General features: G+C 57.2%; 20 protein-coding genes and 1 tRNA gene. 17 read left to right on the top strand and 4 right to left on the bottom strand.

What is annotated here, in order from left to right; all coding sequences use genetic code 11:
* Window positions 1-281: 281 nt before the first annotated feature.
* Window positions 282-836 carry a hypothetical protein gene (locus QSJ36_RS12365; RefSeq protein WP_285468752.1) on the bottom strand — a complete coding sequence of 185 codons (555 nt, stop codon included), beginning with the start codon at window positions 834-836 and terminating at the stop codon, window positions 282-284.
* 304 nt (window positions 837-1,140) lie between these two features.
* On the opposite strand from QSJ36_RS12365, the gene dapA reads away from it, so the two are divergent.
* Genes dapA through QSJ36_RS12335 form a run of 6 tightly spaced genes read left to right on the top strand, consistent with a single transcriptional unit; the run spans window position 1,141 to window position 6,021 of the window.
* Window positions 1,141-2,022 carry a 4-hydroxy-tetrahydrodipicolinate synthase gene (gene dapA / locus QSJ36_RS12360; protein ID WP_022396966.1) on the top strand — a complete coding sequence of 294 codons (882 nt, stop codon included), beginning with the start codon at window positions 1,141-1,143 and terminating at the stop codon, window positions 2,020-2,022.
* A 12-nt stretch (window positions 2,023-2,034) separates the two neighbouring features.
* Entirely contained in the window at window positions 2,035-2,775 is a 741-nt protein-coding gene (dapB, locus tag QSJ36_RS12355; RefSeq protein WP_102722906.1) for a 4-hydroxy-tetrahydrodipicolinate reductase, read from the top strand.
* Between the two features lie 40 nt (window positions 2,776-2,815).
* A complete protein-coding gene (gene folK / locus QSJ36_RS12350) occupies window positions 2,816-3,343 on the top strand; it encodes a 2-amino-4-hydroxy-6-hydroxymethyldihydropteridine diphosphokinase (protein ID WP_022396964.1) in 528 nt (175 codons plus the stop codon).
* A gap of 20 nt (window positions 3,344-3,363) precedes the next feature.
* Window positions 3,364-4,152, top strand: a complete 789-nt coding sequence (panB, locus tag QSJ36_RS12345) for a 3-methyl-2-oxobutanoate hydroxymethyltransferase (RefSeq protein ID WP_022396963.1) — start codon at window positions 3,364-3,366, stop codon at window positions 4,150-4,152.
* Window positions 4,153-4,168: 16 nt separating this feature from the next.
* Window positions 4,169-5,104 (top strand): TIM barrel protein, encoded by a 936-nt coding sequence (locus QSJ36_RS12340; protein WP_102729115.1) that lies wholly within the window; start codon window positions 4,169-4,171, stop codon window positions 5,102-5,104.
* A 47-nt stretch (window positions 5,105-5,151) separates the two neighbouring features.
* On the top strand, window positions 5,152-6,021 hold the full coding sequence (locus QSJ36_RS12335) for a M23 family metallopeptidase (RefSeq protein WP_102727690.1): 870 nt from the start codon (window positions 5,152-5,154) through the stop codon (window positions 6,019-6,021).
* 17 nt (window positions 6,022-6,038) lie between these two features.
* Here QSJ36_RS12335 and QSJ36_RS12330 read toward each other — a convergent pair whose 3' ends face one another.
* Together QSJ36_RS12330 and QSJ36_RS12325 are read right to left on the bottom strand one after the other, a co-directional pair.
* Window positions 6,039-6,884 (bottom strand): GYF domain-containing protein, encoded by an 846-nt coding sequence (locus QSJ36_RS12330; protein WP_022396960.1) that lies wholly within the window; start codon window positions 6,882-6,884, stop codon window positions 6,039-6,041.
* Window positions 6,885-7,236: 352 nt separating this feature from the next.
* A tRNA-Pro gene (locus tag QSJ36_RS12325) sits at window positions 7,237-7,313 on the bottom strand.
* A gap of 95 nt (window positions 7,314-7,408) precedes the next feature.
* Between QSJ36_RS12325 and QSJ36_RS12320 the strand changes: the two genes are divergently transcribed.
* Window positions 7,409-7,885, top strand: a complete 477-nt coding sequence (locus QSJ36_RS12320; protein ID WP_102722899.1) for a GNAT family N-acetyltransferase — start codon at window positions 7,409-7,411, stop codon at window positions 7,883-7,885.
* A 78-nt stretch (window positions 7,886-7,963) separates the two neighbouring features.
* On the opposite strand, the gene QSJ36_RS12315 is transcribed toward QSJ36_RS12320, so the two are convergent.
* Complete coding sequence (locus tag QSJ36_RS12315) at window positions 7,964-8,545, bottom strand: SagB/ThcOx family dehydrogenase (RefSeq protein WP_102722909.1); 582 nt, start codon at window positions 8,543-8,545, stop codon at window positions 7,964-7,966.
* A gap of 302 nt (window positions 8,546-8,847) precedes the next feature.
* Between QSJ36_RS12315 and QSJ36_RS12310 the strand changes: the two genes are divergently transcribed.
* From QSJ36_RS12310 to QSJ36_RS12265, 10 genes are all read left to right on the top strand, one after another.
* The gene (locus tag QSJ36_RS12310; protein ID WP_102712389.1) at window positions 8,848-10,536 is read left to right on the top strand and encodes a 30S ribosomal protein S1; all 1,689 of its coding nucleotides are present in this window, start codon (window positions 8,848-8,850) and stop codon (window positions 10,534-10,536) included.
* 137 nt (window positions 10,537-10,673) lie between these two features.
* Window positions 10,674-11,075, top strand: coding sequence for a metal-dependent transcriptional regulator (locus QSJ36_RS12305; protein ID WP_102722898.1), 402 nt, complete (start codon window positions 10,674-10,676; stop codon window positions 11,073-11,075).
* A 295-nt stretch (window positions 11,076-11,370) separates the two neighbouring features.
* Window positions 11,371-12,490 (top strand): peptide chain release factor 2 gene (prfB, locus tag QSJ36_RS12300; RefSeq protein WP_285468751.1). Its coding sequence is split into 2 segments (ribosomal slippage): window positions 11,371-11,454 and window positions 11,456-12,490, totalling 1,119 coding nucleotides; the frame shifts between segments, so codons are not numbered across the junction.
* Window positions 12,491-12,508: 18 nt separating this feature from the next.
* Window positions 12,509-13,228, top strand: a complete 720-nt coding sequence (trmD, locus tag QSJ36_RS12295) for a tRNA (guanosine(37)-N1)-methyltransferase TrmD (protein WP_285468750.1) — start codon at window positions 12,509-12,511, stop codon at window positions 13,226-13,228.
* Window positions 13,229-13,350: 122 nt separating this feature from the next.
* Window positions 13,351-13,506, top strand: coding sequence for a small basic protein (locus tag QSJ36_RS12290; protein WP_012419301.1), 156 nt, complete (start codon window positions 13,351-13,353; stop codon window positions 13,504-13,506).
* 206 nt (window positions 13,507-13,712) lie between these two features.
* Entirely contained in the window at window positions 13,713-15,413 is a 1,701-nt protein-coding gene (locus QSJ36_RS12285; protein WP_285468749.1) for a pseudouridine synthase, read from the top strand.
* An 18-nt stretch (window positions 15,414-15,431) separates the two neighbouring features.
* On the top strand, window positions 15,432-16,859 hold the full coding sequence (locus QSJ36_RS12280; protein ID WP_285468748.1) for a hypothetical protein: 1,428 nt from the start codon (window positions 15,432-15,434) through the stop codon (window positions 16,857-16,859).
* 57 nt (window positions 16,860-16,916) lie between these two features.
* On the top strand, window positions 16,917-17,216 hold the full coding sequence (locus QSJ36_RS12275) for a twin-arginine translocase TatA/TatE family subunit (protein WP_215443687.1): 300 nt from the start codon (window positions 16,917-16,919) through the stop codon (window positions 17,214-17,216).
* Between the two features lie 574 nt (window positions 17,217-17,790).
* Complete coding sequence (locus QSJ36_RS12270; protein WP_102727784.1) at window positions 17,791-19,197, top strand: MBL fold metallo-hydrolase; 1,407 nt, start codon at window positions 17,791-17,793, stop codon at window positions 19,195-19,197.
* Between the two features lie 171 nt (window positions 19,198-19,368).
* On the top strand, window positions 19,369-19,728 hold the full coding sequence (locus QSJ36_RS12265) for an arsenate reductase family protein (RefSeq protein WP_102737230.1): 360 nt from the start codon (window positions 19,369-19,371) through the stop codon (window positions 19,726-19,728).
* Window positions 19,729-19,734: the final 6 nt, after the last annotated feature.

Genomic DNA, 19,734 nt, shown 5'->3' with positions numbered 1-19,734 from the left:
TTCCGAACCCGGAAGTGAAACGCTGCCGCGCCAATGGTAGTCGGACGATAGGTCCCGCAAGAGTAGGTCGCCGCCGGGATTTTTTTTCATCAGGCCCCGCCAGTTCCTCAACTGGCGGGGCTTGTTCGTTTTCTTGATGGAAAATCTTGAATCTCCTTCTCTTCCTCTACTCCGGCTAAGTGGAACTGAAGGAGGATGAGGCAACCAAGGAGGACGGCTATCCCTGTCGTAATAGAGTTCTTACCTTACGTAACATTTCCTTAACTATCCCTCTTTCTTTCTTAACGGTTTAAGGATATCCCTGCTATTGACGGCACCCGTTCTTCCATCAAAAATGGCGGCGTATGAAATCCCATATCATTCAGAAGCCCGTTGCGGTCATCCTGGGGAACGCCGGCAACATAGGATACCTCGCCGCCAAGGCGTTTGCGTGCCGGGGAACTGTGGTTGCCATGCTGCATGAAGCCGGTGAAGAGTCTTCCCGCGTGGTGGACTGTCTGCCAGGGGGCAATCACTTTGGCATGTCGGGCTGTCTGGGCCATCCTCCGGATCTGGCTTCCTTCGCAGGGCTGGTACATACCCTCTATGGACGAGTCGATTATTTGATCAACTGTGAGGATGCCGCGGTTGAGGTGCAGGGCCTGAATTGTTCCGCACGCAGTCACCTGTCCATTCTGCTTGAGCACGTTTTTGTTTCCGGCGCCATGGTCGTGAATATGGTCTCCCGTTCCGGAAGAAAGGTAAGATGGAGGGAACAATGTTGGAAGGAAGATGCCGCAGGGTTGGAGAATTGTCTGAATAGGAAGGACGTCCGGATAAACCAGGTTGTGATTCACCGTCCGGTATTTCGGCACGTCTCCCAGTCCAGGCTGGCTTCCTCCGCGTGTGCGGCGGCGTTATTTCTGTGCGGGAGGGAAGGGCGTCATATTCACCGTGAATACATCGTTGTCAATGGAAGAAAAGCCGCTTGGAAGCCCGGCATGAGGACGGAAGCATCCCTTTCCTTGTTCAACTCCTGTCTGGAATTTTGTTCCGTCTGTTCCCGGACGGTATTCCGGGATGCCTGACAGGCATGCCATATTTCTGTATTCTGTCGTGACAAAAAGTGTCTGTTAATATAGTATATTTCCAAGTAAGGTTATGAAGTTTCAAGGTCTTTATACAGCAATTGTGACTCCGTTTGTCGGCAATCGGGTCGATGAAGAGGCTTTTAGAATGCTTGTGGAAGCCCAGGTGGCTGCCGGCGTGGCCGGCATTGTGGCCGTCGGCACCACAGGTGAATCCCCCACCTTGACTGTAAAAGAACACTTGAGGGTGATTGAACTGGCCGTGGAGAGCGCGGCAGGCCGCATTCAGGTAGTTGCAGGTACGGGGGCCAATTCTACCGCGGAGGCCATCCATATGACCCAGGAGGCGGAGAAGATGGGCGTGGACGGAACGCTTCAGGTGTGCCCTTATTACAACAAGCCCTCCCAGGATGGCGTTTATGCCCATTTCAAGGCCATTGCGGACGCCACCCGTCTGCCGATCATGCTGTACAGCATCCCGGGCCGTTGCGGTATTGAAATCAGCGTGGAGACGGTGGGACGCCTGGCAAAGGACTGTCCCCACATTATTTGCGTGAAAGAGGCCGGCGGCAGCGTGGACCGCGTGAACCAGCTGATGCAGGTGGTTCCGGAAGATTTTACCGTCCTGTGCGGTGATGATGGCCTGACGGTTCCCTTTATGGCCTGTGGCGCCAGTGGCTTGGTTTCCGTAACGTCCAATCTGGTTCCCGGAATCATGAATTCCATCGTGAAAGCCGGCCTGGATCAGAATATGGGTGAAATGCTTTCCCTCCAGAAAACATTTTATCCACTGATGAAGGGCCTCATGACACTGGATTCCAACCCCGTCCCGATCAAGGCGGCGCTGGCGCTGAGGGGGGATATCCAGCCCGGCGTGCGGCTTCCGCTGGTTCCTTTGCCGGAAGAAAAGGAAGCCCAGCTTTCCGCGCTTCTTCAACGTTTCAACGTTCTTTGATATCTCAACTATATGATTTCCATTCTTGTTACAGGCATTTCGGGCCGCATGGGCCAGGCTGTCCAGGAGGCGGTGACGCAGAATCCGGACACCTGCGTGGGCGCCACGTACGACCAGGGGCAGGAGCTTTATCCGGCTCTCGCCAAATGCGACGTCGCCATTGATTTTTCCCACCATGCTTTCACCAGCACCCTGCTGGCGGAAGCCGTAGCCAATAACAAGCCCCTGGTGATAGGCACCACGGGGCATACGGAGCTGGAACGTCAGGAGATTATGGATGCAGCCGCATCCATCCCGATCGTATTCGCGTCCAACTATTCCGCAGGAGTGAACGCCCTGTTCTGGCTGACGCGCAAGGCGGCCCAGATCCTGGGCGGCAGCTGCGACATTGAGGTGATGGAAATGCATCACCGCCACAAGATTGACGCTCCTTCCGGCACGGCCCGGACGCTGGCGGAAATCCTGTCCGGCGCCATTGGCAGGAATTATGAAGACAGCGTGGTTTTTGGCCGCGAAGGCCTGGTGGGTCCCCGTCCCGCCAATGAAATAGGCATGCATTCCCTGCGCGGAGGGGATGTAGTAGGAGACCATACCGTGGTGTTCGCCTCTGACGGAGAACGTTTGGAGCTTACCCACAAGGCATCCAGCCGCATGACGTTTGCCTCCGGAGCGGTCCGTGCAGCTCTCTGGCTGCAGGGCAGGGAACCGGGGCTGTATACCATGGAAGACGTTCTGGGCCTTTCCCAATTATAATTTTTCCGCATCATGGCCGTCTCCCCTTCCCGGAACGGCCATGATGCCTTTTTTGCTGATGAAGAGAGCCGGCATCGCACTGGGATCCAATATGGGGGACAAAAACAGCCTGATGGTTCAGGCCAGGGACCATCTGCTGAAGATGAGCCTGTCCGACGATCCTTTCCTGCAATCCTCCCTGTATGCTACCAGTCCGCAGGGATGTCCGCATGGCGCGGATGATTATTTGAATGCCGTGGTGGAGTTCACTTGGCCCGGTACGGTGGAAGAACTGCTGGTGCATTGCCAGGGCATAGAACGCGCCCTGGGACGCATCCGCTCTGGAATCCGCTGCGAACCCCGTACGGCGGACGTGGACATCATTTACGCGGGGGACATGGTGGTCAACGATCCGCCCCGCCTGATTCTCCCCCATCCCAGGGCTCATTTGAGAAAATTTGTCTTGAAGCCTCTTTCCGACATCAGGCCGGACCTCATTCTGCCCCGCCAGGCTAAAACGGTTTCCTGCCTGCTGGCGGAACTGGATACGGATGAGGCTGACCCGCTCCTGGTATCGGAACGCTGGTAACTGCATGTTTATAGAACATCATGAATCAATCTCTTGAAAAAGCGGAACGCATCCGCGCCTGCAAGAACAGGCGGCACGTGACGCTGGTGACTGCTTATGACTACCCTACGGGCCGCCTTCTGGATGAGGCCGGCGTGGATATTGTGCTGGTAGGCGATTCCGTGGGAATGGTGCTTCTGGGGTTTCCGGATACCACCCATGTGACGCTGGACCACATGATTCACCATGTGGAAGCCACGGCGCGCGGCGTGAAGAATGCCCTGCTGGTGGGAGATATGCCCATTCATACCTATGATACGGTGGAGCAGGCCGTGCAGTCTGCAAGGAGGCTGTTCCAGGCCGGAGCGGACGCCGTCAAGCTGGAGGGGGGAGCCGCCCAGGCGGAAAAGATACGTGCCATTGTGGATGCCGGCATTCCCGTGGTAGGGCATATCGGCCTCTTGCCGCAAAAGGTGCTGGAGGAAGGCGGATATAAAATCAAAGGGAAATCCTCCGCTGAGGAGGAAGCCCTGGTAAAGGATGTGGAAGCCGTGGCGGAGGCGGGTGCCTGCGCTGTGGTCGTGGAGGGCGTGACGCCTCATGCGGCCCGCCAGATTACCGTGCATTCCCCCATTCCCACGCTGGGCATCGGTTCCGGCGCGCATACGTGTGACGGGGACGTGGTGGTGATTCATGACCTGGTGGGGGCGTTCCCGTGGTTTGTCCCGGCCTTCGTCAAACCGCGAGCGGATGTGGCCGGCAGCATGACTGCCGCCGTCAGGGAATGGATGAAGGATTCCTATACGGAACCCGGCTCCATCAGTTCATAACAGTTGACCGTTGCCTATGCTGGTATTTTCTACATGCTGGAACTCCCACCGCCACCAGGACGGGGAAGAGATGATTGATGAAATCCTCTCCCTGGGATTTGACCATGTGGAACTTTCCCACGGCATCAAGCTTTCCCTTCTGCCCGGCATCATGAGGGCGGTGGAAGCCGGAAAGGTTCAGGTGGCCGGGGTCCATAATTATTTCCCGGCACCCATCGACGAGGTGGGGGACGCTCCGGACAGCAGGCCGTTTACCGCAGATTTGCCGCAGGTGCGCGCCAAGGCGATTGAGCTGACGAAAAAATCCATGGAGCAGGGGGCCGCCCTGGGCGCCGGATATATTGTGCTGCACATGGGGACGGTGGAACCTCTGGTGAAGCGTACGGATACGGCTCATTTGCAGAGCCTGGCGCGTCAGGGAATGGTGGAAACGGAGTCATTTGCCGGAACCAAGGGGGAGTTTGTGCGCCGCCGCAACCGGCTTGCTCCCGTTTATCTGGAACGTGCCCGTGAGGCCATCCGGCAGCTTCTGCCCCATGCTGCGGAACTTGGCGTAAAGCTGGGCATTGAAGGGCGCAGCCATTATGAACAGGTTCCCAGCGAGGATGAAATGGGCCTGCTGATGCAGGAATTTGGGGAAAATCCCTTCATCGGGTACTGGCATGACTTCGGTCATATTCAAAGGAAGCACAATCTCCTTATATTGAATCATGAACAATTTCTCCGCAGGATGTCTTCCCATTTGATAGGTGGGCATGTAAACGACGTCAAGTGGCCGTCGCGGGACCACCAGGTTCCCCTGCTGGGCGGCGGAGTGCCGTTTGAACGCCTGCTGCCTTTTTTCCCGCATGGAGTTCCGCTCGTCTGGGAACTCTCCGGACGCGCTTCCGCGGAGGATATCCGTGCGGCGCGCGAATTGTGGACGGAAAAGTTTCCGGAGACGCTGGTCTGACCATCTTGTGATTGTAAATCCGGCTCATTGGATATAAAGTCGGCACGATGATAGACAAGACGACATCCCGCGTCATTCTGGGCCTTCTGGGAACGGCCTGCATCCTGATTACGGCGTTTGCCTGGTATAAAACCAGCCATGCCGCCTCTCCGGATGCCGGGATGCGCCATAATATTTATGATGAGGATGTTCCCCGGTCTGCTCCGGTGCCTGTGGATTACCGGATGATTTTGCTGACGCCCCAGGAGCTGGCAAAGGCTCCGCTGGCGGATACGTTCACGTCCCCTCTCGGAGATGAAAACGGCGCCTTTACCTATGTTGCCCAGGGACTGGGTGATATGAATGCCGCCCGTGGAGGGCGGCATACCGGACAGGATTTGAATGGGATTGGCGGCGAGAACACGGATGAGGGACTGCCCGTGAGGGCCGCCGGACGCGGGCTGTTGATTTACGCGGGAGAGCCTTCGCCGGACTGGGGCAATGTCGTCGTCCTGCTCCACCGCCTGCCGGACGGGCGTTTTGTGCAGAGCCTGTACGCTCATTTGAAAACCGTCAGCGACATTCCTTTGGGGTCACTGGTGGGGCGCGGAGAGCAGATCGGCACGGTCGGAACAGCGCACGGCAACTATCTGGCGCATCTGCATTTTGAGATGATTGAATCCATCGCCCATGAAGCGGGAATGCCGGGCTATGGAAAAACGACGTTCAACCGGATCAATCCGGATGAAGTATTGAAACAATACGCTCCCTCCCCGGAAATGATGATGCCTGATCCCGTTATTGCCCTGAAACAGGTTCAAATGGCGGCGGGATGGGAAAAGCTGCTGGAGAACCTGTACAAGGACAATAGTATGGAAGCGCTGGATAAAATCCTTCCGGACGACCGTCCGGACACGGAGGAAAAGGGAGACCGCTAACCCCGGCGTTTTCCCCGTCAGGAGCGTGTGTCTGGATTTTTGGAGACCAGCTCCTGCTGTTTCCTGGTGATTTGCAGGACGCAGACCAGCCACAGAATGCTGGCCGCCGTCATCAGCGAGCCGATCACCAGAAATGCCGTCAGGTAATGTTCCGCCCCAAAGGGGAAGAGCGCGCACAGGGTCAAAGCCGTGGTAACGAGCAGATACAGCCGCAGCGACCGGGAGGGGGCTTGCAGCATCCATGCCGCCGGATTCTTTGAAGCCCGGTATAATTCCTGAAGGATCAGGGCATTGAGCACCATGCCGACTACCGGCATGCAGCTCAGGAGGACGCTCAGGAATGGCGTGAACCGCAGCCCCGGAATTTGGAAGCCCTGGACATTGGCGGATGCCCGGTACAGCCAGATCAACTGGATGAGCAGGGAAGGAATGAACAGGATGCTGAAAAGGAAAACCAGCGGAACCGCGAAGGACGGCAGGTGAGCCATGTTCTGCTGGATGAGCATCTGGATTTCCTCATAATTGGTGACGTTGTTGGAGAAAACAATCCAGCTGCTCCAGAGCATGAAAGGCAGCAGCACGAAGCACGCCAGGATGGATAATTTGGCAAGCCCGGCCAGAGGATAACGCAAACGGTATTCCTGTTCCGCTGGCTGGTTTTCCTCCTCTGCCTCCTGCAATTCTTTCCGGACGGGGGACATTGACGGGAGAACCTGGTCCACAGGCTGCCATCCATCCATGCCCTGTTTCCAGGTGAGCGTTGTTGAGTCGATCACGCCCTGTCCCAGAAATTCACGGACTTCATATTCGGAATAGGCTCTCGGCTGGGAATCGCCGGGGAGTTTCAGGAAGTATTCACTCATTACCTGTATTTTAGAAAAAGAAGCAGGCTCTGGGCAATGGGAATTTGACGGATGACTGATAAAGTCCCATGCTAGGTGCCTGGCCTTGAATAAAAGCCATGTCGCAAGTCGTCAGAGCGCCGGGGTCTATTAAATTTCCGGAATGGATAGGCCGCTTTTCCTGTGCATATCTCTGCGCACGAACAAGATAATGCTGTTGTGCATGGAACCGCAGGAGAGAGGGCTCAAGCTGGTGTTCAAGTAAAAGTACGGGGGCAGGAAGGTTTATCAGCAAGGTCGCGGAATACACAAGTCGGAAAAGAGAAAGACCTTGTAACATGAATGAATTACAAGGTCTTGCAATGGGGAAATATGGTCGAGCTGACAGGATTCGAACCTGCGACCTCTTCGTCCCGAACGAAGCGCGCTACCAGCCTGCGCTACAGCTCGTTGTTTGTGGTGCGGCGAAGTCTACGGTTGAAAGGAGGGTTTGTCCAGTTTTTTTTATTCGCCGCGGCACTTGGTTGTGATACGGTGCCGGGGTTATGATGGATATGCTGGTACGGCTGTATGATTTGCCCGATATTGAAGAAGAGTTGCGGAAGCTGGAGAAGGACGGCATTTTGATCCGGCGGCCGGGGGCTTATGAACGCCATTTGGTGGCTGGATGGGTAGGCCGGAATTTTTCTCCCAAGTGGGTGAGTGAAACGAAGACTGCATTCAGCCGCCAGCCCATTTCCTGTTATATTGCCACACGGGAGAAGAAGATTCTCGGCTTTGCCTGCTATGACGTGACGGCGCGCGGTTTTCTTGGCCCCATGGGGGTTGCGGAGGAGGCGCGCAAGAGCGGCGTGGGCAAGGTTTTGCTGGTTTCCGCATTGAACGCGCTCCGTGAGATGGGGCATGCCTACGGCATCATCGGCGGGGTAGGGCCAGCCGATTTTTATGCCCGGACGGTAGGCGCGATGCCCATTGAAGGGAGCTCTCCCGGCATTTACGTGGATATTCTGCCGGAGCCCTGATTCCGCCTGTTGCGGAATTCATTTCCGGTTCCGGATGGCCCCTTTTCCGGCCCATCCAAAGGATGGAACCGGAAGTTGTTATTTTTTATACCCTACCGGATGGCAGAGCATGGGCGTTTGGGGGGAGGCCAGTTTCAGGGCTTTTGCCAGGGCCTCCTTGTTCATGCTGGCCCGTGGGTAGGTAGCCAGTCCCGTTCCGGAGCAGAACAGGGAGATGTTCTGGGAGACGATGCCGGCGTCCATGGCTGCCCAGGGTTCCGCCGTGTCCGTCACAAGAACCAGGCAAACGGGCGCGTCCGCCGGGCGCGCGTCCCCGTCGCTTACGGGGACCATGGCGTGGGCCTTGTGGTCATAGAGGTAGGAGGCGTCTTTCGTGCATACGTAAATTTTGACGTCCTGCCGGTTCATGGCGGACGGGGCGGTACGCTTGCCGGATTCCTGGCGGTTGATTCCGTTGGCGGCCCAGAGCAGGTCTGACAGATCTTTTTGGGAGAGCATTTTTTCAGAAAAGCTCCGGATGGATTGGCGGTCAGACAGGGCTTTCATAATTGGCGCCCCCCGTTCCAGGTCCGGCTGGTCCAGTTTGACGGGTTCCGCGGCGTGAAGGAGGGCTGTTCCGGACAGCCCCGCAGCGAGGAGGGACAGGATGATTTTTTTCATGGCTTTGCGGCGGGAGTGGTTGACGGATGCGGATGTTCCGCATTTTCCCATTAGCCGGAATTTAACATGGGGAGGGAGGGCTACAAGGTTTTTGTGCGCTTGTTTTTGCCGCCATCCGTCGGGGCGCCGCAGGGCCGTAAAAAAATCGGAAGGAGTTTTTCAAGAAAAGCCTTGAGTTCTTGCGTGAAACTGGTATTGAAGGCAACCGATTTTTCGCCCGGCGGGGGAAGGCGCCCCGATTGCCCGCCGGCCAATAAGGGGCCATGAGAAAAATCGGCAATACTAACTCATCAACCATTTAAATGAGCACAACTGAACTGGCGGAACTTATTGACAGCAAGTTCCGCGAATTGCGTGAAGGTTCCATCGTTACCGGAACCATCCAGGAAATCCGTCCCCAAGTCGTTTTGGTGGACATCGGCTACAAGTCCGAAGGCGCTATTTCCATTTCCGAGTTTGAAGACGAGGAAATCGAAGTGGGGGACCAGATCGAGGTCCTTCTGGAACGCCTCGAAAACGACGAAGGCATCGTCGTCCTTTCCAAGGAAAAGGCCGCCCATAAGCAGAACTGGGATAAGATCGTGGGCGTGTACCGCGATGGCGGCCTGGTCAAGGGTAAAGTGAAGAGCGTCGTCAAGGGTGGCCTCATGGTCAACGTTGGCGTGGAAGCCTTCCTTCCCGGTTCCCAGGTGGATATCATTCCCCCGCGCGACCTGAACGAATACGTGGGCAAGGTTTACGAATTCAAGATCGTCAAGGTGAACGACGACCGCAAGAACATCGTCCTTTCCCGCCGCGAAGTGATCGAAGCCGAACGCGCCGACCAGCGCCAGCGCTTCCTTGAAACCGTCAAGGAAGGCGACAAGGTGGAAGGCCTCGTGAAGAACATCACGGACTTCGGCGCCTTTGTCGACCTCCGCGGCATGGACGGCCTGCTTCATATCACGGATATGAGCTGGGGCCGCGTGAACCACCCGAGCGAAATGCTCCACATCGGCCAGTCCCTGGAAGTCGTGATTCTGGAAGTGGACCGCGAAAAGGAACGCGTTTCCCTGGGTCTGAAGCAGATGACGGACAATCCCTGGGCGGACATCGAACGCAAGTACCCGATCAATTCCCATGTCAAGGGCCGCGTGACCAAGCTTCTGCCTTACGGCGCCTTCGTGGAGCTGGAAAAGGGCGTGGAAGGCCTGGTGCACGTTTCCGAACTGTCCTGGGTCAAGAGAATCACCCGTCCGAGCGACGTGCTGAAGCTGGACCAGGAAATCGAAGCCGTGGTGCTTTCCATTTCCGTGAAGGAACAGAAAATCTCCCTCGGCGTTCGCCAGCTGGAAGACAATCCCTGGGCGGATATCGAATCCCGCTTCCCGATCGGCACCGTTATCAAGGGCCAGGTCCGCAACCTTACTCCCTACGGCGCCTTTGTGGGCCTGGAAGAAGGCATCGACGGCATGATCCACGTGTCCGACATGAGCTGGACCCGCAAGATCAACCACCCCTCCGAAGTCCTCAAGAAGGGCGACGAAGTGGAAGCCATCGTTCTGGAAATCAAGAAGGAAGACCAGCGTGTCTCCCTTGGCATCAAGCAGCTTGAGTCCGATCCGTGGGAATCCATCAACGACCGCTTCAAGGTGGGCGACATGGTGACCGGCCAGGTGGCCAAGATCGCCAGCTTCGGCGCCTTTGTGAACCTGAACGGGGACATCGACGGCCTGATTCACATCTCCCAGCTTAGCGAAGACCACGTGGAACGCGTGAAGGACGTGATCAAGGTGGGTGATGAAATCACCGCCCGCGTGATCAAGGTGGACAGCATCGAACGCCGCATCGGCCTTTCCATCAAGGCCGTCAATTACGACACCGAGCAGCTCCGCCGTGAAACCGCCTCCTTTGAAGCTCTCCGCCCGAGCAGCGACATGGTGGGCCTGGAACACGCCTTCAACCTGGCTACCCGTGAAAACGAAGAATGGAGCCCTTCTGAAGAGAAGTAAGCTTATCTCCGTAATTCACTGATTGATTTAACCGCCGCGAATGGTAATATTCGCGGCGGTTTTTTTTCTCATTCCAAATCAGGATGGAAAAAGTCTTGAGTTAGTTCCGCCTAAGGGATTAACTGTTCCCTTATACCATGTTGGAGCTGACCAAGAGCAATGAGGATTATCTGGAGGCCATCGGGCTGCTGTCTGAAAAGAGCGGAACGGCCCAGGTGCGGGATATTGCAGAGATGCTTAAGGTGAAAATGCCTTCCGTCACGTCTGCCGTCAAGCAGCTGGCGGACATGGGGCTGGTGGAGTACACGCAGTATGCTCCCGTCAAGCTGACGCCCCAGGGCCGCAGAATCGCGGGAAAAATCATTGTCAGCCACGGTATTTTGTTTGATTTCCTGAGGGAGGAACTGGCTCTTCCGGAAGAACGCGCCAATGAGGTTGCCTGCCAGATTGAGCATATCATGACTTTTGAGGAGATTGAAAAGCTCAAGTCCTGCCGGATACGGCCTTTTGAGGGTTCCGGGGAAGATTCTGCCGGGTAGGTTTTAGTTCCGGTGGCGGGCGGGATTTGGATCAAGCCTCCGTTGCGCTTTGGGTGCCGGCTATCCGGGAAGGACGGGATACCTCCATACACGGCCCTGTGATTCGTTCAGGCTGTGGGATATGTCCTTTCCCCTGCTTTTTCCGATAGCCGCACTGCCGGGAACAAGGACCTCACGTCCCTTGCCAGAATCTTATGGAGTATCTCCATGAGAAATTTTCCTTGAAAAAAGAATGACCGGGAGAATCGGTATTTTGCCCTTTTCCGTTCAGGTGATTCGTGATAGGTTCCCGCGCATGGATCCCCATATCGCTGCAGATCTCTCGGCGCTCGACACGGCTGTTTTGCACAGCCGTCTTTCCGAGCTCGGGAGCTATCTTTGACCTGGACGGCATTCAACAACGAGTGGCCGAGTTGGACGAACGCATGAGCGCTCCGGATTTCTGGGATGACCAGAATGCCGCGCGGGCGCTGATGGCGGAAGTGAATCCCCTGAAACACAGGATGGAGGCCTTTTCCGGGCTGAAGTCCAGGCTGGAGGATATTGACGCTACCATTGAACTGGCCCAGGAGGCGGATGATGACGACCTGGGCCGGGAGGCCGTGGAGGAGTTTGCCAAATGGCAGAAGTCCCTGGCGGATTTTGAGCTGCTTACCTTGCTGAACAGTCCGCAGGACCAGGCTTCCTGTTACGTGACCATCCACGCCGGGGCCGGCGGCACGGAAGCCTGTGACTGGGCGTCCATGCTGATGCGCATGTACATCCGCTGGTGTGAGCGCCGCGGCTTTTCCGTGACTTATCTGGAAAGCACGGACGGGGATGACGCCGGCATCCGTTCCGTGACCTTGAAGGTGGATGGAGAGTATGCTTACGGTTATTTGAAGAATGAACGCGGCATCCACCGCCTGGTGCGCATTTCTCCCTTTGATTCCGCCGGTAAGCGGCACACTTCCTTCGCCTCCCTGGACGCTACGCCGGAGGTTTCCGATTCCATCAGTATTGAGATTCTGGACAAGGATTTGAAGGTGGACACCTACCGTTCCGGCGGCAAGGGCGGCCAGAATGTGAACAAGGTGGAAACCGCCGTGCGCATCACGCACATTCCCTCCGGAGTGATCGTAGCCTGCCAGAACGAACGCAGCCAGCTCCGCAACAAGGAGGAGGCCATGAACATGCTGCGCGCCAAGCTGTACCAGATTGAGGAAGACAAGAAGCAGGCGGAAGCTGACCGCCAGTACAGTGAAAAGGGGGACATCGGCTGGGGCAACCAGATCCGTTCCTACGTCTTCCAGCCTTACCAGATGGTGAAGGATTTGCGCACGGGCGTGGAGTCCGGCAACATTCAGGACGTAATGGACGGCAACCTGGACCCCTTCATTGAGGCCATGCTGCGCGGCCACAAGCGCGAACGCTGACGTTTTCCTTCCCTTCTTATGGCCGCTGGACTGGTTATTGACGTTCTCTCCCTGTTCCCGGAGATGGTGGAAGCCCCCCTGGGCGGCAGCATCCTGGGGAAGGCCCGTGAAAAGGGGCTGGTGGAGGTGCGCTGCCATAACATCCGTGACTGGACGGTGGACAAGCACCGCAAGACGGACGACTACCTCTGCGGGGGCGGCCAGGGCATGCTGCTGAAACCGGAACCCATTTTTGCCGCCGTGGAGGAACTCCGCAGGCCGGAAACGCGCGTGGTGCTGATGACCCCGCAGGGCCGCACTTTCAATCAGTCCCTGGCCGGGGAGCTGGCCGCATCCGGCGGTCACCTTATCATCCTCTGTGGGCATTATGAGGGGGTGGACCACCGCGTGGTGGAAGAACTGGTGGATGTGGAGCTGTCCATCGGGGATTATATTCTCACGAACGGAGCGATTGCCGCCGTGGTGGTGATTGATGCCGTGGCGCGCCTGATTCCCGGCGTGCTGGGGGATGAACGCTCTTCCGTGGAGGAGTCTTTTTCCAACGGCCTTCTGGAGGCGCCCGCCTATACCAAGCCGAACGTGTTCCGCGGGCTGGCCGTTCCGGACATTCTGCTGGGCGGCAACCACCCCGCCATTGAAAAGTGGAAGCATGCGAAGTCCCTGGAGCGTACGCGGCTGAACCGTCCGGATTTATGGAGAGCGTGGCTGAAGGCGCATCCGGAGGATGCCGTGGAATGAGATATTTGACCGCCGCGTCAAATTTCTCTTGCCAAGACCGGGGCCTTCCGTTATAAGACCTCGCCTGCCACCGCGAGGGTGGTGTAAAGCACCTTTCTGAACCTTTTACAAAACACAAGATCATGTCCAAGCATTCCAGCCTCAAAGCAACCGGTACCGTAGGCGGCAAGCGTTCCGTCCTGAAGCGTTTTGAACGCGTCAAGCTTCTCAAGGAACGCGGCGAATGGAAGAAGGGCCAAAGCCCCCTCGGCCTGCCGAAGACCAAGCATGAAGCTTAAGCCTGCTTTTACCCCCTCCGGAGAGTTTCCCGGCGGAGTCATGCACGGCAAGTCATTTTCCTAATACAGGAAGCCTCTCGGATGTCTATGAACCGAGAGGCTTTTTTCTTCCGGCAAAGAAGGCTTTCCCTCTTTTTGGGGCGCGTGAATTGCCGTAATACAAACAATACAAAACCATCCGCTGAGATAGCGGACATTATACCAATATGAGTGAAGAACAACATGGCTCCGAAGAAAACGGAGGTATCCGCATTAATAAATTCCTTGCATCCTGCGGCATTGATTCCCGCCGGGTGGCTGACAGACTGATTGAGGAAGGACGCGTGGAAGTGAACGGGAAGGTTATTGATACGCCCGGAATGAGGGTGACGGAGAAGGATTTCGTGAAGGTGGACGGCCGCCACATGACTCCCATGGAGGAGGTTGTGGTGCTGCTGAACAAGCCGCGCGGGTACGTATGCAGCCGTGAAGCCCAGGGGGCCATAGGCACTGTTTACGACCTGCTGCCGCCGCGCCTGCGCCATCTGAATTACGTGGGACGGCTGGATGCGGATTCCGAAGGCCTCCTGATCATGACGAACAAAGGGGAGCTGACCCAGACCCTTTCCCACCCCACCGGCGGGATTGAAAAGGAATACTGGGTGACGGTAGATCAGAATTTTGACAATTCCGTGCTGATGCAGTTTTTGCGCGGAGTCCGCATCCCGGAAGGCAATGCCAAGGCCAAGTACGTCTGCCGCGCTTCCGCGCGCCGCGCCTGCATTGTTCTGGAACAGGGGTTGAAACGCCAGGTGCGCCAGATGTTCCAGTGCCTGGGTCTCCGTGTCCGCAAGCTGGTGCGCGTGCGCATCGGCTCCCTGTGGGGGGGGGATCTGGAACCCGGAAGCTGGAGATTCCTGGATGATGCGGACGTAGCCCTGCTGCTGAAGAATCCTCCCCGCCAGCGCAAGTACCTGGGCGCTTCCCAGCTTGTCGCCGGGACCTCCGCCAAGGGCGAACAGAGCGGGAAAGACAATGATTCCGATGAAGGTTATGTATTTAATCCGGAAGATTTTGAGGCTGGGGATTCTTATGAACCTACTCCGGAAATGAAAACCCGCTTTGCGGATACGGAAGACGAGGATGAAATCAAGGACGGTGAAGACCTTCGGGATGATTCCGGATTCCGTTCCCGCGAACGCCGGGAAGATGGTTTCCGTGGACGCCGTGAAGGCGGCTTCGGTGGCAGTCGCCGTGAGGGAGGATTCCAGCGTCGTGAAGGAGGTTTCGGAGGAGACCGCCGCGAGGGAGGCTTCAAACGCCGTGAAGGAGGATTTGGCGGAGACCGCCGCGAGGGAGGCTTCAAACGCCGTGAAGGAGGATTTGGCGGAGACCGCCGCGAGGGAGGCTTCAAACGCCGTGAAGGCGGCTTCGGAGGAGACCGCCGTGAAGGAGGTTTCCAGCGCCGTGAAGGCGGCTTCGGTGGAGACCGCCGCGAGGGAGGCTTCCAGCGCCGTGAAGGCGGCTTCGGAGGAGACCGCCGCGAAGGAGGTTTCCAGCGCCGTGAAGGCGGCTTCGGAGGAGACCGCCGCGAGGGAGGTTTCCAGCGCCGTGAAGGCGGCTTCGGAGGAGACCGCCGCGAGGGAGGTTTCCAACGTCGCGAAGGCGGATTTGGCGGAGACCGCCGTGAAGGAGGTTTTCAACGCCGTGAAGGCGGCTTTGGCGGAGACCGCCGCGAAGGAGGCTTCCAGCGTCGCGAAGGAGGTTTTGGGGGTGACCGTCGTGAAGGAGGTTTCAAACGCCGCGAAGGCGGTTTCGGAGGAGACCGCCGCGAGGGAGGCTTCCAGCGTCGTGAAGGCGGTTTTCGCAAACCGGGCTTTGGCGGCAGATCTTCCGGCGGTTTCTCCCGCGGAAACAGGGGCCGTTAATGATTGACTTGTTCCGGTATGAAGAAGCAGTGCAAATGGTGGCTCCTTGCCGGATTGTGTGGGCTGTGCCTCGTTCAGCCTCCGCTTCATGCGTCTCAGGATGTTCCCTCCCCGGCTCCTGCCGGTGAGGGGGATTTTGGGACGTACCTGTCCAGTCTTCAGGAGAAAGCCCATAACGGGGATAAAGCTGCCGCCCGGGAACTGGCCGTGCATTATGATGTGGAGGGGAATGCCCCAGAGACGTCCAAATGGATGTCTGAATACGTTTCCCTGGCGGAGAAGGAGGCCAATGGCGGGGACGTGGATTCCATGCTGGATTTGGGCAAGCTGTTTTATACAGGCAGCCGCCTGTACCCCAAGAATCTTGAAAAGGCCCGGTACTGGTTTGCCCGCGCCGCTGACAGCGGCAATGCCGCGGCCCAGTACCAGGTGGCTGTAATGGCCTCCAAGGGAACAGGCGGTCCGAAGAATGAGGAAATGGCGGCCCGCTATTATGAAAAAGCCCTCCAAACATGGAGGAAAGAGGCTGACGCCGGCGATTCCAAGGCGGCGTTGTGGGTGGCCCTTGTTTATGAACGGAAGCTGGTTCCGGACAGCTCTCCGGAAAAGTCGGTTCCGTACCTCCTTCATGCGGCGGAAAGCGGCAACCTGACGGCACAGGGGCTTCTGGCATTCAAGTACCGGGATGGCCTGGGCGTCCCGCAGGATGCGGCCAAGGCCGTGGAATGGTTTGAAAAGGCGGCTGGCCGGAAGGATCTGGGCGCCGTCATGGAACTGGGCATGATGTACCGGGACGGCAAGTATATGCCCCCTGACCGGGAAAAAGCCCTCAACTGGTTTGAAAAAGGCGCGGAATGGAAGGATCCGTACAGCATGGCTGCCCTGGCGGACATGCTGATGGAAGGCTCTCCTTCCGGAGAACAGGCGGCGCGCGCGCTGGCCCTGTACCGTGAAGCCGCCGCCATCGGTTACCCCCCTGCCGCCCTGAAGGCCGCGGAATTGCTCCAGAACGGGAAGGGAGGGGAACTGGATGCGGATGAAGCCTACAGGCTGCTGCGGCGCGCGGCAGACGCAACGGGGGACCCCAAGGCCATGTACATGCTGGCCCAGGTGTATTATACGCGGGGCGATGATGCGCAGGGGGATTCCCTGATGAAAGCATCCGCCCAGGCGGCTTATCTGCCGGCCATGAACCGCATGGCGCGCCTCCATCTTCTGCCGGGCAGCACCCTGTCCTGGAATCCGGTGCTGTCCTATTATTATTGGAACCAGGCCGGAGAACTGGGGGATGAAGGGGCGGCTTCCGCCGCGTTCTGGCTGCTGTGGGGCAGCATGGCTACGCTTTCCCTGGTGATTTTCCTGGTCGTTTGGCGTTTCCACCGTTTTGCCGTTAGAAGGCTTGCGGAGCAGCAAAAACAGGAACAGGAATCCTCTGATGACGCATGAAGCGTATTATGGAGTATCCGTCATGAAAAAAATCTGTTAAAAACACCGTAGCACTCCATGATGAACACGTTAGCTATTTTTGGTCTGGGAACGCCGGAGATTATCGCCATTCTGGTGATCGTTTTCCTGCTGTTCGGCGCTAAGAAACTCCCGGAATTCGCCCGCGGCCTGGGCAAGAGCCTGGGAGAGTTCAAGAAGGCCAAGTCCGAGTTTGAAGAGGAGCTGTTGAAGACGGAAAAGGAAACCGTGAGCGATGCTTCCGCCTCCAAGCCGGAGTCCCGCCCCTCTCCCGAGCTTTCCCAGCCCATTGACGTGGAAGCGGAGACGCCGGCGGAAACCAAGCCGGAAGACAAGTAAGTTTTTGCAGCCTGACGGCGGCATGTACAGGGCGGGAGATTCCCGCCCTTTTTGTACCCTGGCCGCAAAGGTTTTCTGAAAAGTGGGAGGGAGCGTCTTGAAAAGCCATGGCTTTCAAGAGGCGTGCGCGTTCATAACGGAATTTTCCTCAGAGAGTTCGTGCGGGTTCTTTTTCCCGGTAGTTATACAGGTATTATTTCTAGACGCGGGATGTTCCGGTTTTCAGTCATGATGCAGGTCCGGGGCGTTGTGTGTATTGCCGGATAGGTTTTTACAAGGGCCGGAAACCGGGCGGGGATGGAGGTGAAGCTTGACGTTTGCAGAAATGCGGTACGGAGCGGAGGACGGTTCAAACTGTAGTTTTCTTCTCCAAGGCTGGCGGAGAGAGAAAGGGCATGATTCTTCTTGATTGACGTATCGCGGTTTCCAAAAGGGTTGCCGTTTCCGGCGCGGGAAATTGTTTACGCCCCGGCAGTTTCCTTCTTTCTCTTTTCAGAGGGGCAAGTCCTTTGAATTGCAAGCTTCAGGCATTGATTTCTTGCGTTGGCCGGAGGCTTGTTGTACACATGTATTAATGAAAATTCATTTTTGCGGAGCGGCGGGTACGACGACGGGGTCCCAGCATTTGCTGGAGGTGAACGGGAGCAGGATTCTTCTGGATTGCGGCATGTACCAGGGGCGGCGTGAGGAGGCCTGGCACATCAACAAGGATTTTCCCTATTTTTCTCCGGCGGAGGTGGATGCGGTGGTTCTTTCCCACGCGCACATCGACCATTCCGGCAACCTTCCCAATCTGGTGAAGCAGGGGTTTCAGGGGAATATTTACAGTACGTTTGCGACCCGGGACCTCTGCCAGCTCATGCTGGCGGACGCCGCCCGCATCCAGGAGCACGATTGCGCGTTCATTAATAAGATGAACAAGCGCCGGGGCATTCAGCAGCCGGAGATTTACCCCACTTATTCCGAGCAGGACGCGGAACGGTGCATGCGCCAGTTCGTGAATATCGGGTATGATCGGCCCATTCCCGTCGTTCCGGGCGTGACGCTCACGTTTTATGATGCGGGCCATATCCTGGGGGCCGCCCAGGTGTGCCTGGATATTGAGGACCGGGAAGACGGACGGAAGAAACGCTTCCTGTTTTCCGGGGACGTGGGGCGTGGGGATAATGAACTTCTCCGTGACCCCGTGCCTGTTCCGGATGTGGACATTTTGCTGATGGAGAGCACCTATGGCGGACGTTTCCATGAGGCTCCCTCCCGTGATGACGAGACCTTCTGCCGGGCCATCAAGGAGGCTCTGGCGCTGGGCGGCCGCGTTTACATTCCGGCTTTTGCCGTGGAACGCACCCAGCAGCTTCTTTACCTGCTGAACAGGGCTTATCATGAAGGCTCGCTGCCTTTGCTGCCCGTGTATGTGGACAGCCCCATGGCCGTGGGCGCCACGGAAATATTCCGCATTCATCCGGAGTGCTTCAACAAGGAGGTGTACGATTTCCTGTTCCGGGAAAAGGATCCGTTCTGTTTTGAACAGCTGCGGCTTATCCGTTCCGTAGGGGAATCCCAGGAGCTGAACAAGATGAACGGGCAGGCTATTATTATTTCCGCCTCCGGCATGTGTGAAGCCGGGCGCATCCTCCACCACTTGGCAAACAACATCGGCAACCCGAAGAATACGGTCCTTTTTGTGGGCTATTGCGCGGAACATACGCTGGGCCGCAAGATCATGGACGGGTGGAAGGAGGTTCCCATCCTGGGCAAGCAGTACACCGTCCGGGCCAGGATACGGGAGATGGATTCCTTCTCCGGGCATGCAGACCATGGAGAGTTGCTGGAGTATTTTGACAAGACCGGTGGGCCCAAAAGGAACATCATCCTGGCGCACGGGGAGGAGAAAGCTTCCCTGGCTCTGGCGGAGGCGCTCAGGGAGCGGCAGCCCAATCCCGTTTCCATCGCGCAACTGGGAAGCGCCATGGTGCTCTGACGTTCCGGCGTGCCTGGCGGCTTTCCGCTGCGCCTGCACGCATTCCGGTTCCTCTTTCAGGGTACGCCATTTTTGCGGCGGATGCGCCCGGCGTGTTCCAATCAAGTCATGACGGCAGGATGGCTGTGCTGGCCGCTTGACCCGGTGTGTTTACGGGGCTAGCGTGCAGGTATGCCTTCCTTGTTTATTGAATATCCCAAGTGCACGACTTGCCAGAAAGCCAAAAAATGGCTTGATGAACAGGGCGTTTCCTATAAGGACCGCCACATTGTGGAGCAGAACCCCACGGAGGAGGAGCTCCGGACCTGGATTGAAGAGAGCGGCTTGCCGTCCAAGAGGTTTTTCAATACCAGCGGCCTGCTGTACAAGAGCATGAATTTGAAAGACAGGCTTCCCGGCATGAGCCTGGAGGACCAGGTGGCCCTGCTGGCTACCAACGGCATGCTGGTCAAACGCCCCATTTTAATCACCAACGGGAGGATCTGCGTCGGCTTCAAGGCTGACGAATGGAAAGCCGCCCTTCATCCCTGATTCCCG

This window comes from Akkermansia sp. NBRC 115031 (assembly GCF_030268505.1).
GTDB lineage: Bacteria > Verrucomicrobiota > Verrucomicrobiia > Verrucomicrobiales > Akkermansiaceae > Akkermansia > Akkermansia massiliensis.
This window is presented reverse-complemented; position numbering and strand designations above follow the sequence as displayed.